The organism is Caulobacter sp. GW821-FHT12A07 (assembly GCF_058807655.1).
In genome coordinates this window covers 426,534-441,283 of the sequence record NZ_JBXAQX010000001.1, presented here as the reverse complement: position 1 = coordinate 441,283, position 14,750 = coordinate 426,534, and the positions used below count along the sequence as shown (strand labels likewise).

Below are 14,750 nucleotides of genomic sequence, written 5' to 3'. Positions count from 1 at the left end.
AAGCTTGACGGTGGCCCGGCGCGCCCGGCAGATTGCCGCCATGAGTAGAGCCCGCAGCAGGCTTCGCGCCTTGATGATCGCGACCCTGGCGCTGGCCGGACCGGCCTGGGCCGGCGGAGAGCCCGCCCCCCTGAGCAAGAGCCAGGCCCGGCAGATCCCGTCGGCGACCTTGAAGGCCCGGGTGCTGCGGCAATTGTCGGACGTGCTGATCGACGGCTACCGCCCCAGCGGCCACAAGCCGAGGGTCGTGCTGTCCACGCTCGACTACTGGACGACGCCGCGGCCCAGCAACGAACCCAATGTCTGTCAGGCCACCTCGGTCGATTTCAAGTTCGCGCCGGTGGTGGGCGATCCGGACGAGGCGGACGACGGCGATTGGAACGCCGACACGCCCGTGGTCGTCACCGACGTCGCCGCGACCACCTTCTACCACCTCCTGGCGGTCGGAGCGGACGACATGCCCGGCGGCGACTGGCGGCGGGGCCGGCGGGCCAAGTGCGCCCGGCTGGTGATCGACAAGACCCCATTCTTCCGCGCCGAAGACGCCCAAAGCGCCGCGCGGGGCGCCTGGCTGCTGGCGCGGCTGAGGGCGGCGGCCGACCAGCCGGCTCCGGGGTTCGCCCTGGAGTGCCCGGAGGCGGGGGCAGGCTGTCTGGCGTGGCTGAAGGATGGACGGTTCTGGTCCGTCGATCGTTGCGAGGGCGCGCTTGTCTGGGTCCAGTGCCTGGCGCTCAACGTCGAGGACTACCGGGCCCAGGTCATCCACGGCTGGAAGAACGGAAGCCTGGTCGTGGACCGCGTGAAGATCGACCAGACGATCACCCTGACCCACGAGCGGCGCGACTGAGACCCGAGGCGCTGCGTCAGCCGATCTTCTTCTTGCCGCCCGCGCGTTCGACGGCCTTCCAGGCGATGAAGCCCAGCAGGCCGACGCCGACCACCAGCGCGCCGACCAGGGCGACCGGGGCGGGCGCGGCGTCCGTCAGGACTTCGAAGCCGGCCGCTATGCCCTCGTCCAGGCCCGAGGAGTCCTTGCGCTTCTTGCCGACGGTTTCTCCGAGGAACGGATCGCCGTCGCCGCTCACGCTTACTGCAGGCCTTCGCGGCCGATGGCGTAGAAGCGGTCGGCGCGCTGGCGCTTGAGTTCGGCGGGGGTGAGGACCGACAGCTTCTTCAGCTCGTCTTCCACCGCGTCGCCGACGGCCTTGATGGCGGCTTCGGGATCCGAATGGGCGCCGCCGGCCGGTTCCTCGACGATGCGGTCGACGATGCGCAGCTTGATCAGGTCTTGCGCCGTGATCTTCATGTTGGTGGCCGCGTCCTTGGCCCGGCCGCCGTCGCGCCACAGGATCGAGGCCGCGCCTTCCGGCGAGATCACCGAATAGATCGAGTGCTCGAGGATCAGCACGCGGTTGGCGCCGGCCAGGGCGATGGCGCCGCCCGAGCCGCCTTCGCCGGTGATGGTGGTGACCATGGGCGTGCCCAGCGTCAGGCAGCGTTCGGTCGAGCGGGCGATGGCCTCGGCCTGGCCGCGCTCTTCGGCGCCGAGGCCCGGATAGGCGCCGGCGGTATCGACGAAGGTCAGGACCGGCAGGTTGAAGCGCTCGGCCATGTCCATCAGGCGCACGGCCTTGCGGTAGCCCTCGGGGCGGGCCATGCCGAAGTTGTGCTTCAGGCGGGTGGTGGTGTCGTGGCCCTTCTCGTGGCCCATGACCACGACCGGCATGCCGCGGAAGCGGCCCAGGCCCCCGACGATGGCCTGGTCGTCGGCGAACTTGCGGTCGCCGCGCAGCTCGACGAACTCGTCGATCAGGCCCGCGACATAATCGCGCAGGTGCGGCCGCTGCGGGTGGCGGGCGACCATCGTCTTCTGCCAGGCGTCGAGACCGGCATAGGCTTCCTTGCGCAGAACCTGCACGCGCTCGCGCAGGGCGACGATCTCGTTGTCGAACGCGCCGGGGCCAGCCGTCTCGGAAAGCTTGGAAAGCTCTTCGATCTTGGCTTCCAGGTCGGCGATGGGTCGCTCGAAGTCGAGATAGTGCGCGGGCATGAGTCTCTTAACGTCGCCGTTTGCGAAAGGTGGCGAACCTAGTGCGTGATGACGTCCAGGGAAAGCGCATTCGCGCCAAATTGGAACCATGGTTCCAGGCGAGGATTCCCCTCGTGACTGGATTCATCCCCAACTGAGTCCTGTTAAGAAACCGAACCCCTATGGTGAATCGCTTTGCGTTCATTATATTGGGTTTTCAAGAGCCGGTTGCGGAAGTCAGCTGGCGCTGCGGCCCCGCCCATCGAACATGGACCCGGTCCCGCCTGATGAGGACGATCGTTCCCATGCAGGTGTTTACCTTCTTCTGCGTCGAGCGCGACGGCTCGGTTCCCCGTTTCGATGTCACGGCCTGCGCCGACGACAACGCCGCGCGCCTGCGCGCCGGCGAGTTGTTCGACATGCACCGCGGCTGCAACGAGGTCGAGGTCTGGCGCGGCGCCACCCACCTGTTCAAGGTCGGGGCCGGCGCGGCCGCTTAAGATTCTTCGAAGGTTCGTCGGGGGACGGATTTCGACAAGCGCGATGCGGAGCGGGATGCCTAGGTTGGGCCTCCCAACCCGCGAGGATTCGCTCATGACCGACGTCGCCCGCCCTTCCGCCATCGCCGAGGACAGCGGCCACGGCGGCGTGCAGATCCTGATCACCGCCGGCCCCTCGCGTATCGCCGGCGACCTCAAGCCGTCCGAAGGCGGGCTCGACACCGGCCCCAATCCCCACGACCTGGTCGCGGCGGGCCTGGCGGCCTGCACCACCCAGACGCTGCGGCTCTACGCCAAGCGCAAGGGCTGGGCCCTGGGCGAGGTGCGGGTCGAGACCACCTGGCGGCGCCTGCCGGGCCAGGTTCCGGCCGACGTCTTCGACCGGGTCATCACCCTGCCGGCCGACCTCGACGACACCCAGCGTCAGCGGCTGATGGAGATCGCCGAAGCCTGCCCCGTGCACAAGATGCTGACGGCGGGCGTGAAGGTCGAGACGCGGGCGGGGTGACGTCCTTTGGATGCTCCCCCTCTGGGGGAGCTGTCGCGGAGCGACTGAGGGGGTAGCGGCCGAGGCCGCGCTGGCCCCCTCCGGCCCTCTGGGCCACCTCTCCCAGAGGGGGAGGATTTGCGTGTGCAGACCACCCAACCTTGCGCCCATCCCCCAATCGCGATCACATGCCCGCCGTATTGCACGGGGGCCAGCGTGACCGAAGCCTTGATCGTCCGGGGGCTGGACAAGACCTTCGCCAAGCCCGCGGTGCGCGAGCTGGACCTGACGGTGCATCCGGGCGAGCTCTACGCCCTGCTCGGGCCCAACGGCGCGGGCAAGACCACCACCCTGCGGATGGTCGCGGGCCTGACCAAGCCCGACAAGGGCAGCATCGAGATCTTCGGCATCGACGCCCGGACCGATCCGGCGTCGGCCAAGGCGATCACCGCCTGGGCGCCCGACGAGGCGATGATCTACGACCGGCTCACCCCGCTGGAATATCTGGAGTTCGTGGCCGGCCTGTGGAACGTCGAGCCCAAGCACGCCAAGGCCCGGGCGCTGGAGCTGCTGGAGACCCTGGGCCTGGCGGGCGAGGCGCGGCGGCGCTGCGAGGGCTTCTCGCGCGGCATGAAGCAGAAGGTGGCCCTGGCCGGGGCGCTGATCCACGATCCCCGGCTGCTGATCCTCGACGAGCCGCTGACCGGCCTCGACGCCGCCGCCGCGCGGCTGGTCAAGGACATGCTGCAGGCCCGCGTCGACGCCGGCGGCACGGTGATCCTGACCACCCACATCCTCGAAGTGGCCGAGCGCATGGCCGACCGCATCGGCATCATCGCCGGCGGACGGCTGCTGGCCGAGGGCACGCTCGATACGCTGCGCGGCCAAGCAGGCAAGGACGGCGGCACGCTCGAAGACGTCTTCCTGCAACTGACGTCCGACGGGGCGGCGGCGTGAGACTGCTGCGCTCCGGCTCGGTCGCCTGGCTGCTGGCCCAGGAGATCCGCCTCTACTGGCGCGGCTTGACCGGCAAGAGGGTCGGCGCCGGCATCGGGGCCTGGATCGGCGGCTCGATCCTGCTGCTGGTGATGCTGAGCGGCGGGGTTTCGCTGGGCTTCGTGCTGCGCAAGCTGGACATGCCGATGGTCCCGATGGCGGCGGCCATCGCCCTGGCCTGCTGCGCCACCGCCTTCACCCTGATGCTGTCGCAGACCCTGGCGGCGGCCAGCGAGGCGCTCTACGAGCGCGGGGACCTGGATCTGCTGTTCTCCTCGCCGATCCCGCCGCGGGCGGTGCTGTTCGTCCGCGCCATGGGCGTGGCGGCCGGGGTCATGACGGTGTTCCTGATCTTCCTGACGCCGCTGGTCGGGCCGGCGATCATCCTGGGCCATCCCGAATGGCTGGGGCTGTTCGGCGTGCTGGCGGCCCTGGCCTTGCTGGCGACGGCGGCGGGCCTGTCGCTGGCCATGACCCTGTTCTCGCTGATCGGCCCGCGCCGCACGCGCACCGTGGCCCAGGTGCTGGCGGCCCTCGTGGGCGCGGCCTTCTTCCTGACCAGCCAGATCCGCACCATCCTGGGCAAGGGCGCCAGCGAGAGCCTGTTCCAGACCCTGGCGCGCGAGACCGCCGAGGGCCGGCTGAAGCTGCCGCCGATCGCCTGGCTGCCGCTGAAGGCCATGCTGGGCGAGCCCCTGCCGCTGCTGGCGCTCCTGGCGATCGGGGCGGGAGCCTTCACCCTGTCGGCGCTGTCGCTGGGCCGGCGGTTCGCCGACGCCGCGGCCGCGACGCAAGGCAGCCAGACCAGCGCCGCCAAGCCCGCGCGCGGCCGCGACCGGGCCTTCGCCAAGGGGGTGTTCGCCGCCACCCTGGCCAAGGAGCTGCGGCTGATCCTGCGCGACGCGGGCCTGCTGTCGCAGGTGCTGCTGCGGGTGCTGTACCTCGTGCCGACCGCCGTGATCCTCAGCCGCAACGCCGCCCACGGCGGAGGCGCGGCCCTGGCCGGCGGGGCGGGGGTGGTGGTGTTCCTGGCCGGGCAGGTGGCCGGGAGTCTGGCCTGGATCACCCTGTCGGCCGAGGAGAGCCCGGACCTGCTGGCCGTGTCGCCGGCCGCCGTGCGCAGCTTGCGCCGCGCCAAGCTGGCGGCGGCCCTGCTGCCGGTGGCCCTGCTGCTGGCCGCGCCGCTGGCGGTGCTGGCCTGGCTGGCGCCCGCCACCGCCTTCTGGACCGCCGTCGGCGCGGGCCTGGCGGCCTGGGCCTGCGGGCTGATCAATGTCTGGCACCAGAAGCCGGGCAAGCGGGCCGACTTCAAGCGTCGGCGCGGCGCTTCATGGTTCGCGACCCTGGCCGAGGTGGCGATCTCGGCCCTGCTGGCAGGCTTCGTCGGCCTGTCGGTGGCCGGCCTGCCGCTGTGGGGCCTGGCGCCGCTGGCGGTGGCCCTGCTGGCGCTGCTGGCCCTGCGCCGCAGCGACGCCCAGATCGCCAAGGTCCTGCGTCTGGCGGCCTGACTTTCCGGATTTTCGTGAATTTGCACAGATATTGTCCGCGCGAGGGTTCAACCTTTTCGCGAACGGCCTATGGTGGGGCAAGCCGGGGGCGGCGACTGGAAAGATCGACCGCCCATGCCCGATCCCTACAGCTTCGAGCGCGCGGATGTTTCCCCGGAAACCAAGCCGTGGATCGTGATCCAGTCGTTGCTGCAGCTGTCGCTGATCGCTCTGGTCTGGCTGCTGGCGATCGCGCCCGTCGGCCTCGTGGTGCTGGGCGTCGCCGGTGCGCGGAGGCTGAAAGCCGGCTGGCGGGCCCTCAGCAGTCGAGCAGGGCGGTGATCGTGCACACCACGCCTTCGGGGCGGAACTCGATGCGCGCCTCGCCCGACAGCTCGGCCGCCAGGCCCCGCTCGATCAGCCGCGAGCCGAAGCCGCGCCGCGTGGGCGCCTCGACCGGCGGGCCGCCGCGCTCGATCCAGCTGAGGGTGAGGCGCGGGACGGCCGCATAGTCGACGCTCCACGACAGCAGGATCTGGCCGCCGGGCCGCGACAGGGCGCCGTACTTGACCGCGTTGGTCGCCAGTTCGTGCAGGGCCATCGACAGCGACAGGGCCGGCCGCGGCGACAGCCGCACCGGCGGGCCGTCGAGCACGAAGCGGTCGCCGCCGCCGTGCAGGGCGGTCAGGCGATCGATGACGTCCATCAGGTCGGCGCCTTCCCAGTTCTCGCGGGTCAGGACGTCGTGGGCCTCGGAAAGGGCGATGATGCGGGCGGTGAAGGCCTCCTGGGCGGCCGGCAGCGAGCGGGCGGCGTGGAAGGTCTGGCCGGCGATGGCCTGGATGGTGGCCAGCGAGTTCTTCACCCGGTGGTTCAGCTCGTTGACCAGCAGCCGCAGGTGCAGCTCGGCGCGCTTGCGGTCGGTGACGTTGACCGTGGTGCCGATCATCCGCGTCGGCTTGCCCTCGGCGTCGAAGAAGGCCTTGCCCTTGGCCGACAGCCAGCGCTCGACCCCGTCCTGGCGGCCGATGACCCGGAACTCGACGTCGTAGTCGGCGCGGATGCGGCCGTCGAGCGTGCGGCGCAGGGCCTCGCGGACCTCGCCGCGGTCGGAGGGATGCAGGTTGGTGTAGAAGTCTTCGCGCACCACCGGCGTGCCCAGCGGCACCCCGAACATGGCGTAGCAGCGGTCGGACCAGGTGAGCACGTCGTTGCGGATGTCGAGGTCCCAAGTGCCGACGTCGGCGGCCTCGATGGCCAGGCGAAGGGTCTCTTCCTGCGACGCCAGGCGGCGATCGGCCGTCTTGCGATCGGTGATGTCCCAGCCGACCCCCACGAAGCGCACGCACTGGCCGCGCTCGAAATAGGCCCGGCCGAAGGTCTCGATCCAGCGCAGGGCCCCATCGGAGGCGCGCACGGTGCGGTACTGGACGTTCAGCAGGCCGTCGCCGGCGGGATCGGTGGCGGCGGTCACGGCGGCCTGGACCTCCTCGACGTGGTCGGGGTGGACCAGGGTCAGGAAGCTTTCGAAGCTGTCCGGGCCGGGCTCGGCCACGCCGAACAGCTCGCACGAGCGCTTGTCCCAGTAGCGCTGGCCGGTGCTGGGATTGTGGTCCCAGCGGCCCATGCCGGCCGCCTCCATGGCGATGTCGCGGTCGAGGCGGGCCTCCAGCAGCTCGGCTTCCATCGCCTTGCGTTCGGTGATGTCGAAGACGACGCCGGCGTTGCGGTCGGCATTGCCGTCGGCGTCGAGATAGCAATGGCCGCTGGCCACGACCCAGCGGATCGAGCCGTCGGCCTGGACGAGGCGGAACTCGTCGGAGAAGTCGCCGCCGGTCTGCATGGCCGCCAGGGCGACGCCGGCCACCCGGTCGCGGTCTTCGTCGTGGACGGCGGGGGTGAAGCGCTGGGCGGGCAGGCCCAGCGACGCGAAGGCCGGATCCACCTGGTGCAGCATGGCGTAGCGGGCGTCGCAGTAGACCCTGTTGGCCTTGATGTCCCACTCCCAGGCGCCGACCCCGCCGGCCGCGCCGAGCGCCATGTTGTAGCGGGCCTGGGTGTCGCGCAGGGCCTTCTCGGTCTCGACCGCGCCGGTGACCTCGACGGCCGAGATCAGCACGCCGCCGACGCCGGTGGGGGCGGTGTCGTCGGGCACCGGGCTGTAGCTGACGGCGAAGTGGGCCAGGCGCGCCTCGCCGCCCTCGCGCTGCACCTGCAGGGGCATGCGTTCCAGGGCGTAGCCGCCGCTTTCGCCACGCAGGATGTCCTGGTGGATGCCCAGCAGGGTGGCCCGGAACTCGTCGGAATGCTGGGTGAAGGCGCGGCCGAGGGCGTCGGGGTGACGCTCGCGCAGGGCCGGCGCGTAGGCGTCGTTATAGACCAGGATGAACTCGGGGCCCCAGCGCAGGGCCATGGGGAAGTTGGTCGCCAGCAGCATGTCGACGGCCAGCTTCAGGCTGGGAGACCAGGTCTCGCGCGCGCCCAGCGGGGTGCGCGACCAGTCGAACGCGCGGACGCGTTCGGCCATTTCGCCCCCGGCTAGACGCGTGAACGCAGGCAAGCTTCGCCCGTCGCCTTGCGGCATGGCGTCTGGTCCCTCCCACCGGCTCCCCTAAAGCCGGGTCCGGGCGAACAATGATCCGACGGCCCAACCGGTTGCAAGGGTCGAGGGACCACCCTGCGCGCAAGCGTCGCAGTACGGGGCGGCCCAGGGTTGTGGTTTTCGTCGCGGGGGCGACCCGGCTCGACCTGAGAGGAGACCGGGAGCCTAGCAGGCAAAGAAAAGGCCGCCTTCCCGGAGGAAGGCGGCCGATATCTTCAGGTCAGTTCAGGCCGATCAGTCGATCGGGCTCCAGCGGGTCTCGACCGTCTGGACGCCGCCGCGCTTGGGGCCGCGGAAATCGCCGCCCTGCTTGGCGCCGCCGGCGGCCTGCTGGCCGCCCCGGCCTTGACCGCCGCCGCCCTGGGCGCCGCGACCGCCGTTACGGCCGCCGCCGTTGCGGCCTTCGTTACGACCTTGGGCCTGACGGCCTTCGCCGCCGCCCTGGCCTTCCCGTTGACCGCCGCCTTGGCCGCCCTTGCCTTGAGCGCCGTTACGGTTGCGCTTGCGGCGCAGTTCCGAGGGGACGTTGTTGCGCGGGTCGGCCTTGCGCGGATCGACGTACTTCTCGGCCGGAGCCAGCTTGTCGGCGACGGCCGCGGCGGCCGCCAGGGCCTTGTCGTTGCGGCGGTCGAAGGACGGGATCTTCTGGCGGGTGGCCTTCTCGATGTCCTTCAGCAGGCTGCGCTCGTCGTCCGAGCAGAAGCTGATGGCGACGCCGTCCTTGCCCTTGCGGGCGGTGCGGCCGATCCGGTGGACATAGGCCTCCGGCACGTTGGGCAGCTCGTAGTTGAAGACGTGGCTGATGTCGTTGACGTCGATGCCGCGGGCGGCGATGTCGGTCGCGACCAGGGCCTTGACCTCGCCGGCCTTGAACGCGGCGAGAGCCCGCTCGCGCTGGCCCTGGGTCTTGTCGCCGTGGATCGAGGCGGCCTCGATGCCGGCGGCGGTCAGGTACTTGGCCACGCGGTCGGCGCCGCGCTTGGTGCGGGTGAAGACGATCGAACGCTCGACGCTGCGGTCCGACAGCAGTTCGGCCAGCAGCGGGCGCTTGCGCTGGGCTTCGATGTAGATCAGCGACTGGTCGATGCGCTCGACCGTGGTGGCCTGCGGGGTGATCGACACCGAGGCCGGATCCTTCAGCAGCTCGCCGGCCAGCTTGCCGATCTCGCTGGGCATGGTGGCCGAGAAGAACAGGTTCTGGCGGTCCTTGGGCAGCTGGCTGGCGATCTTGCGGATCGGCACCACGAAGCCCAGGTCGAGCATCTGGTCGGCTTCGTCGAGCACGAAGATCTCGACGCCGCCGAGGGTGGCGCTCTTTTCGCCCAGGTGGTCCATCAGGCGGCCCGGGGTGGCGACGACGACGTCGACGCCGGCGGCCAGGGCGCGCATCTGCGGGCCGTACTTCACGCCGCCGAAGATGGTGGCGACCGAGAGACCCAGGTGCGCGGCGTAGGCCTTGAAGTTGTCGGCGATCTGGGTGGCCAGTTCGCGGGTCGGGGAGAGGACCAGGCAGCGGAAGCCGCGGCGCGGGGCCGGACGGCGGTCTTCGGCCAGGCGGTGCAGGATCGGCAGGGCGAAGGCGGCGGTCTTGCCGGTGCCGGTCTGGGCGATGCCCAGCAGGTCGCGGCCCTTCATGACGACAGGGATGGCTTGCGCCTGGATCGGGGTGGGCTGGGTGTAGCCCTTGTCGGCCAGGGCCTTGAGGATCGGCTTGGCCAGGCCAAGGTCAGTGAATTGAGTCACTACGGACGTATCTTTCATACGGTCGCGAGACGGCGCGCGCGGTCCTCGCACGGCTCGCCTGGCGGCGGGTCGGTGGGGAGCGCCCCGCGTGATACGGGCGGTCTATGAGAAGCTTTCAGGGCGCTCGACAGGCTGAACCCGCTGGGGTCCGTCACGCGGCTGGAGCGCCAATAGCGCCGGCTGGCGCGAGGCTCATATCGGATATTGCAGGTGCGAAGTCAAGGGCGGGCCAGGAACCGCAAGGGGTTGCGGTGGTTTGGCGCGGGGCAAGCGCGAGGAACCTCCCCCTCTGGGGGAGGCGGCCGAAGGCCGGTGGGGGGACGTTTTCAGCTTCCGAGGCATTGGCGCGGTCAGCAACCACTCCCCCCACCGATCGCTTCGCGATCACCTCCCCCACAGGGGGAGGTTCCTTGAGGGTCACCCCGTCGCCCTTTGCGCCTCGCTGGTCGGTTCGACGGGCTTCGTCGCCGAGAACGCCACCACCTCAGACAGCCCGCGCGGCGTGGCCGCCTCGACGCCCAGCAGCGCCGCGATCTCCAGCGCCGGCTTGGGGCGGCTGATGAAGTAGCCCTGGATCTCGCCGCAGCCCTGGCGGCGCAGTTCGTGCAGCTGTTCCTCGGACTCCACGCCCTCGGCGGTGGTGGTGATGCCCAGGCTGGCGCCGAGGTCGAGCACGGCCTTGATGATGGCCAGGGCGTCGGCGTCGTCGAGGATGTCGCGCACGAAGGTCTGGTCGATCTTGATCTTGTCGAACGGGAAGCTGCGCAGATAGCTCAGCGAGCTGTAGCCCGTGCCGAAGTCGTCCATCGAGATCCGCACGCCCAGGGCCTTGAGGTCATGCAGTATGGCGGTGTTCTGGGCGCTGTCCTGCAGGAGGACGCTCTCGGTGATCTCCAGTTCCAGTCGCTCGGCGGCGAGGCCCGAGGCGGCCAGGGCCTGGACGACGGTGGCGGCCAGGCGCCGGTCGCGGAACTGGGCTGGCGACAGGTTCACCGCCAGGCGCACGTGCTGGGGCCAGCGGGCGGCCTCGTCGCAGGCGGCGCGCAGCACCCAGTCGCCCAGGGCGCCGATCAGGCCGATCTCCTCGGCCAGAGGAATGAACTCGCCGGGCGAGACCATGCCGCGCTCGGGATGGCGCCAGCGCAGCAGCGCCTCGCAGCCGGTGACGCGGTCGGCCTCGAGGTCGAACAGCGGCTGGTAGAAGAGCTCGAATTGGCCCTCGGCCAGGGCGCGGCGCAGGTCCAGCTCCAGGGCCCGGCGGGCCTGAAGCTGCTCGTCCATGGCCCGCTCGAAGAAGTGGAAGGTGCCCTTGCCGTCGGCCTTGGCGCGGTAGAGGGCCATGTCGGCCTTCTTGAGCAGCTCGTCGCTGTCGAGGCCGTCGTCGGGCGAAACCGCCACGCCGACGCTGCCGCCGATCACCACCTGGTGGCCGCGCAGGTCGAACGGGGCTTCCAGGGCCTCGACGATGCGGGCGGCCAGGCGCGTGGCGCCGGTCAGGTCGTTGAGGCCGGTCTGGACCACGGCGAACTCGTCGCCGCCCAGGCGGGCCACGGTGTCGCCTTCGCGCACGCAGCCGCGCAGGCGCTCGGCGGCGGCCTTCAGCAGGGCGTCGCCGACCGGATGGCCCAGGGTGTCGTTGACCACCTTGAAGCGGTCGAGATCGACGCAGTGCACGGCCACCAGGTCCTCGCGCCGCGCGGCGCGGGCCAGGGCGTCCGACAGGTCCTTCTGGAACAGCAGGCGGTTGGGCAGTTCGGTCAGCGGGTCGTAGTGGGCCAGGCGCGCGATCTGGGCCTCGGCCCGCTTGCGTTCGGCGATGTCTTCCGAGATGCCCAGCAGGTATTCGGGGCGGCCGTCGGCGTCGAGAATGGCGATCTTCTTGGTGCGCAGTATGGCGGTCGCGCCGTCCTTGCGCGGGATCAGGTCTTCCTCGATCACCTTGATGTCGCCCGAGCGGATCACCTCGGCGTCGCGGGCGTGATAGATGGCCGCCTGGATCGGATCGTAGAAGTCGTCGTCGGTGCGGCCGATCATCTCTTCGCGGCTATAGCCCAGGATCTTCTCGCCGGCCCGGTTGAGCAGGACGTAGCTCTGGTCGTCGGCGCGCTTGACGAACACCATTGAGGGAATGGACTCGACGACCGCGCTCATGAAGGTGCGGGCGCGCTCCTCGTCGGCCTTGGCCTCGGCGAGAGCGTGCAGGTTCTGGCGGTTGGTCTCGCTGGTGGCCTGCAGCAGGCCGATGACCGTGCCGACGCCCAGATAGCGCCCGCCGTCGGTGACGATGAAGCCGCGCAGCAGGTCGGACGCCCGATAGGACAGGCTGTCGCTGGTGAAGGCGGCCAGCTCGACGTCGGCCTCGACGACCAGCGGCTCGGAGTCCATCAGCACCTCGATCGGCCGGTTGGCGTAGAGGGCCCGGCCGTACTCGGCCGCCATCCGCAGGAAGAAGGCGTTGCGCTCGACCAGGCCCACGGGCCGGTCGTCGGCGTCCAGCACCGGGACGATCAGGGTGTCCGGTTCCTCGCGGAACCGTTCGTACAAGGTCTTGCCCAGGTCTTCCGCCCGCGCCGGGGCCAAGGAAGAAACCGTGTCGCGCAAGGTGAACATCGGAATACGCCCTCCACTCGCGAGGGGGAATGACCGTTTCACACCTAACGAGGTGCTAAACTTGACCGTGTGGGCACCAGGTTTCGCGAAAACTTCATGGCGGTGTCACAGTGATTGCGGGCGCGTTTACTGTGAGGATGCGGACTGAATATTCAGTGGTCGGACGATGTGGCGCGCGCCTTGTGGAGACCGCGTACACCTCATCCGTCAAATCCCCGCGAAGGCGGGGACCCAAGCTGACTTTCCGCTGCGAACCGGCTGTCCGGATGGAGCGCCGAATTCAGGCACGGTCGCCAGTTCGGCTTGGATCCCCGCCTTCGCGGGGACGCACGGAGAAAAAGGGGACGCTTCTGGCCCCGCCGTCGGTTCCCTCCAGCATTTCCAAGGCCTAGTTAGGGGCCGTCCGAGGAGTGCCCCCCATGCCCAGTTCCCTGCCGCTTCGCCATTTCCTTCTGGCCCTGGCGGTGGTGGCGGTGTGGGGCACGAACTTCGTGGTCATCCGCCAGGCGCTGAACCACCTGCCGCCGCTGACCTTCGCCACCCTGCGCTTCACCCTGGTGCTGCTGCCGCTGGTGTTCTTCGTCAAGAAGCCGGCGGTGTCGTGGCTCAATCTCGCCGGCTACGGCCTGCTGATCGGGGCGGGGCAGTTTGGCCTGCTGTTCGTGGCCATGAAGGGCCACATCTCGCCGGGCCTGGCCTCGCTGATCCTCCAGACCCAGGTGTTCTTCACCATCGCCCTGGCCATGCAGATCAATCGCGAGCGGGTGCGGAGCTTCCAGATCGTCGCCCTGCTGCTGGCCGTCGCCGGGATCACGATCATCGCCGTCCATGGCGGCGGCTCGGCCACGCCGCTGGGCGTGGCGCTGGGCCTGCTGGCGGCGCTCAGCTGGGGTTGCGGCAACATCGTCGCGCGCCAGGCCGGGCCGGTGAACATGCTGGGCTACGTGGTCTGGGCCAGCCTGTTCTCGATCCCGCCGCTGCTGGTCATGGCCCTGTGGCTGGAAGGCCTGCCGGCCATGGTCAAGGGCGTGACCGAAGCCGGCTTCGGCACCTGGCTGGCCGTCGCCTGGCAGGCGGTGGGCAACACCATGTTCGGCTACGGCGCCTGGGGCTGGCTGCTGGCCCGCCACCCGGCCGCGACCATCACGCCGATGGCCCTGCTGGTGCCGGTGTTCGGCATGAGCGCCTCGGCCCTGCTGCTGGGCGAGGGCCTGCCGGGCTGGAAACTGCTGGCGGCGGGGCTTGTCCTGGCCGGCCTGGCGGTCAACATGCTGTGGCCGAAGATCCGGGCGCTGCGGGCGGCTCAGGTCGTCTGAACGGGGCGGCCTGAGGGCGGCTTCGAGGGGGAGCGATGAAGCGGAGAGACGTTCTGGCCCTGGCGGCGGGTCTGTCCGGCCTTGCCGTGACCAGGGCCGCAGCCACCTCCTGGCCCATCCCCTTCACCATCGTCTATTTCAAGCCCGGCGGATATGAGATCGATCAGAGGAGTGTCGAGGACATTCCCGAGCTGGCCGCCAGGATGCTCGATCCGGCCGAGGGGAGTTTCGGCGGGCGGATCTCCGTCAAGGGCCATGCCGACGGCGTCGAGCTGAAGGCCGGGCTGAAGCGGCTGGCCCTCAACCGCGCCCAGGTGGTGGTCGAGACGCTGGTGGCCGCGGGCGTGCCGCGCCGACGGTTCTTCATCGAGGTGGCGGCCGAGCCGATGTATCCGAACGACAAGGCCGACCAGCGCAACTGCATGGCGATGGTCGCCTGGTAGCACGACGCCGACTTGACGTCAGGTTGTGCGCGCCCGACCTTCACCGTGAAGGGGAGGGGCGCATGCAGCGACGGATATTCATCATCGGGGCGACTGGCCTTGTCGCGGCGCCGGCGATCGCGGCGGCCGAAACGGGCTGGAGCAAGCCGTTCCCTGTCCATTTCAAGCCGGGGCGGGGCGATTCCGAGGGCATGGACTGGAAGGATATCCAGGCCGCCGTCCATGCATTCCAGAGCCGCCCGAACCCCCGCAACGGCGATTCCGTCCGCGTCTCCGGCCACATCGACGAGGCTGAGCGGTTGCAGGGCTTCAGGGATCTGGCGCTGCAGCGGGCGCAGTTCGTCGCCCTGGAGTTCGGTGAGCTCGACAAATCGCCGGGGCGGGCGAGGCCGCGGCGGGGGCTGGGCCTGGTGGTCGATGTCGCCGGTCCCTCGGCCGACAATCGCGTCGCCCTGGTCTCCTGGCGCGTCAAGGCTTGAGAAGACCGGCCTTGAAAAGGCGACGCCGCCCCGGCATCGAGGCGGCGTTCCTTTCCTG

At 70.1% G+C, this 14,750-nt stretch carries 14 protein-coding genes; 9 read left to right on the top strand and 5 right to left on the bottom strand.

The window, feature by feature from the left end; translation table 11 throughout:
• Nucleotides 1-40: 40 nt before the first annotated feature.
• Nucleotides 41-847 (top strand): hypothetical protein, encoded by an 807-nt coding sequence (locus AC1RRS_RS02145; protein WP_492853739.1) that lies wholly within the window; start codon nt 41-43, stop codon nt 845-847.
• Nucleotides 848-863: 16 nt separating this feature from the next.
• On the opposite strand, the gene AC1RRS_RS02140 is transcribed toward AC1RRS_RS02145, so the two are convergent.
• Nucleotides 864-1,085, bottom strand: a complete 222-nt coding sequence (locus AC1RRS_RS02140) for a hypothetical protein (RefSeq protein ID WP_492853738.1) — start codon at nt 1,083-1,085, stop codon at nt 864-866.
• 2 nt (nt 1,086-1,087) lie between these two features.
• Nucleotides 1,088-2,050, bottom strand: a complete 963-nt coding sequence (locus AC1RRS_RS02135; RefSeq protein WP_487288064.1) for an acetyl-CoA carboxylase carboxyltransferase subunit alpha — start codon at nt 2,048-2,050, stop codon at nt 1,088-1,090.
• 284 nt (nt 2,051-2,334) lie between these two features.
• Here AC1RRS_RS02135 and AC1RRS_RS02130 point away from each other — a divergent pair, with 284 nt between their 5' ends.
• From AC1RRS_RS02130 to AC1RRS_RS02110, 5 genes are all read left to right on the top strand, one after another.
• Nucleotides 2,335-2,529, top strand: a complete 195-nt coding sequence (locus AC1RRS_RS02130) for a hypothetical protein (protein ID WP_110121916.1) — start codon at nt 2,335-2,337, stop codon at nt 2,527-2,529.
• A gap of 94 nt (nt 2,530-2,623) precedes the next feature.
• Nucleotides 2,624-3,037: an OsmC family protein gene (locus AC1RRS_RS02125; RefSeq protein WP_492853737.1), complete on the top strand. Its 414-nt coding sequence runs from the start codon at nt 2,624-2,626 to the stop codon at nt 3,035-3,037.
• 162 nt (nt 3,038-3,199) lie between these two features.
• Nucleotides 3,200-3,973 carry an ABC transporter ATP-binding protein gene (locus AC1RRS_RS02120; protein ID WP_492853996.1) on the top strand — a complete coding sequence of 258 codons (774 nt, stop codon included), beginning with the start codon at nt 3,200-3,202 and terminating at the stop codon, nt 3,971-3,973.
• Nucleotides 3,970-5,520, top strand: coding sequence for a putative ABC transporter permease subunit (locus tag AC1RRS_RS02115; RefSeq protein ID WP_492853736.1), 1,551 nt, complete (start codon nt 3,970-3,972; stop codon nt 5,518-5,520). The genes AC1RRS_RS02120 and AC1RRS_RS02115 overlap by 4 nt, the downstream gene beginning before the upstream one ends.
• Nucleotides 5,521-5,634: 114 nt before the next feature.
• Nucleotides 5,635-5,841 carry a hypothetical protein gene (locus tag AC1RRS_RS02110; RefSeq protein ID WP_492853735.1) on the top strand — a complete coding sequence of 69 codons (207 nt, stop codon included), beginning with the start codon at nt 5,635-5,637 and terminating at the stop codon, nt 5,839-5,841.
• On the opposite strand, the gene AC1RRS_RS02105 is transcribed toward AC1RRS_RS02110, so the two are convergent.
• The 3 genes from AC1RRS_RS02105 to AC1RRS_RS02095 form a co-directional block, all read right to left on the bottom strand.
• Nucleotides 5,819-8,026, bottom strand: coding sequence for a PAS domain-containing sensor histidine kinase (locus AC1RRS_RS02105; protein WP_492853734.1), 2,208 nt, complete (start codon nt 8,024-8,026; stop codon nt 5,819-5,821). The genes AC1RRS_RS02110 and AC1RRS_RS02105 overlap by 23 nt on opposite strands.
• A 309-nt stretch (nt 8,027-8,335) precedes the next feature.
• Nucleotides 8,336-9,844, bottom strand: coding sequence for a DEAD/DEAH box helicase (locus AC1RRS_RS02100; protein ID WP_492853733.1), 1,509 nt, complete (start codon nt 9,842-9,844; stop codon nt 8,336-8,338).
• Between the two features lie 417 nt (nt 9,845-10,261).
• Nucleotides 10,262-12,454: a putative bifunctional diguanylate cyclase/phosphodiesterase gene (locus AC1RRS_RS02095; protein WP_492853732.1), complete on the bottom strand. Its 2,193-nt coding sequence runs from the start codon at nt 12,452-12,454 to the stop codon at nt 10,262-10,264.
• Nucleotides 12,455-12,873: 419 nt separating this feature from the next.
• Here AC1RRS_RS02095 and AC1RRS_RS02090 point away from each other — a divergent pair, with 419 nt between their 5' ends.
• The 3 genes from AC1RRS_RS02090 to AC1RRS_RS02080 all read left to right on the top strand — a co-directional run bounded on the left by AC1RRS_RS02090 (nt 12,874) and on the right by AC1RRS_RS02080 (nt 14,692).
• Nucleotides 12,874-13,770, top strand: a complete 897-nt coding sequence (locus tag AC1RRS_RS02090) for an EamA family transporter (protein WP_492853731.1) — start codon at nt 12,874-12,876, stop codon at nt 13,768-13,770.
• A 35-nt stretch (nt 13,771-13,805) separates the two neighbouring features.
• Nucleotides 13,806-14,213: an OmpA family protein gene (locus AC1RRS_RS02085; protein WP_492853730.1), complete on the top strand. Its 408-nt coding sequence runs from the start codon at nt 13,806-13,808 to the stop codon at nt 14,211-14,213.
• A 62-nt stretch (nt 14,214-14,275) separates the two neighbouring features.
• Nucleotides 14,276-14,692, top strand: a complete 417-nt coding sequence (locus AC1RRS_RS02080) for a hypothetical protein (protein ID WP_492853729.1) — start codon at nt 14,276-14,278, stop codon at nt 14,690-14,692.
• The last annotated feature ends 58 nt before the right edge of the window (nt 14,693-14,750 follow it).

What these genes read in the sequence shown, in the direction of transcription:
- AC1RRS_RS02145 (WP_492853739.1), top strand. Translation starts at nt 41, where the DNA reads ATGAGTAGAGCCCGCAGCAGGCTTCGCGCCTTGATGATCGCGACCCTG.
- AC1RRS_RS02135 (WP_487288064.1), bottom strand. Translation starts at nt 2,050, where the DNA reads ATGCCCGCGCACTATCTCGACTTCGAGCGACCCATCGCCGACCTGGAA.
- AC1RRS_RS02130 (WP_110121916.1), top strand. Translation starts at nt 2,335, where the DNA reads ATGCAGGTGTTTACCTTCTTCTGCGTCGAGCGCGACGGCTCGGTTCCC.
- AC1RRS_RS02125 (WP_492853737.1), top strand. Translation starts at nt 2,624, where the DNA reads ATGACCGACGTCGCCCGCCCTTCCGCCATCGCCGAGGACAGCGGCCAC.
- AC1RRS_RS02110 (WP_492853735.1), top strand. Translation starts at nt 5,635, where the DNA reads ATGCCCGATCCCTACAGCTTCGAGCGCGCGGATGTTTCCCCGGAAACC.
- AC1RRS_RS02105 (WP_492853734.1), bottom strand. Translation starts at nt 8,026, where the DNA reads ATGGCCGAACGCGTCCGCGCGTTCGACTGGTCGCGCACCCCGCTGGGC.
- AC1RRS_RS02095 (WP_492853732.1), bottom strand. Translation starts at nt 12,454, where the DNA reads ATGTTCACCTTGCGCGACACGGTTTCTTCCTTGGCCCCGGCGCGGGCG.
- AC1RRS_RS02090 (WP_492853731.1), top strand. Translation starts at nt 12,874, where the DNA reads ATGCCCAGTTCCCTGCCGCTTCGCCATTTCCTTCTGGCCCTGGCGGTG.
- AC1RRS_RS02085 (WP_492853730.1), top strand. Translation starts at nt 13,806, where the DNA reads ATGAAGCGGAGAGACGTTCTGGCCCTGGCGGCGGGTCTGTCCGGCCTT.
- AC1RRS_RS02080 (WP_492853729.1), top strand. Translation starts at nt 14,276, where the DNA reads ATGCAGCGACGGATATTCATCATCGGGGCGACTGGCCTTGTCGCGGCG.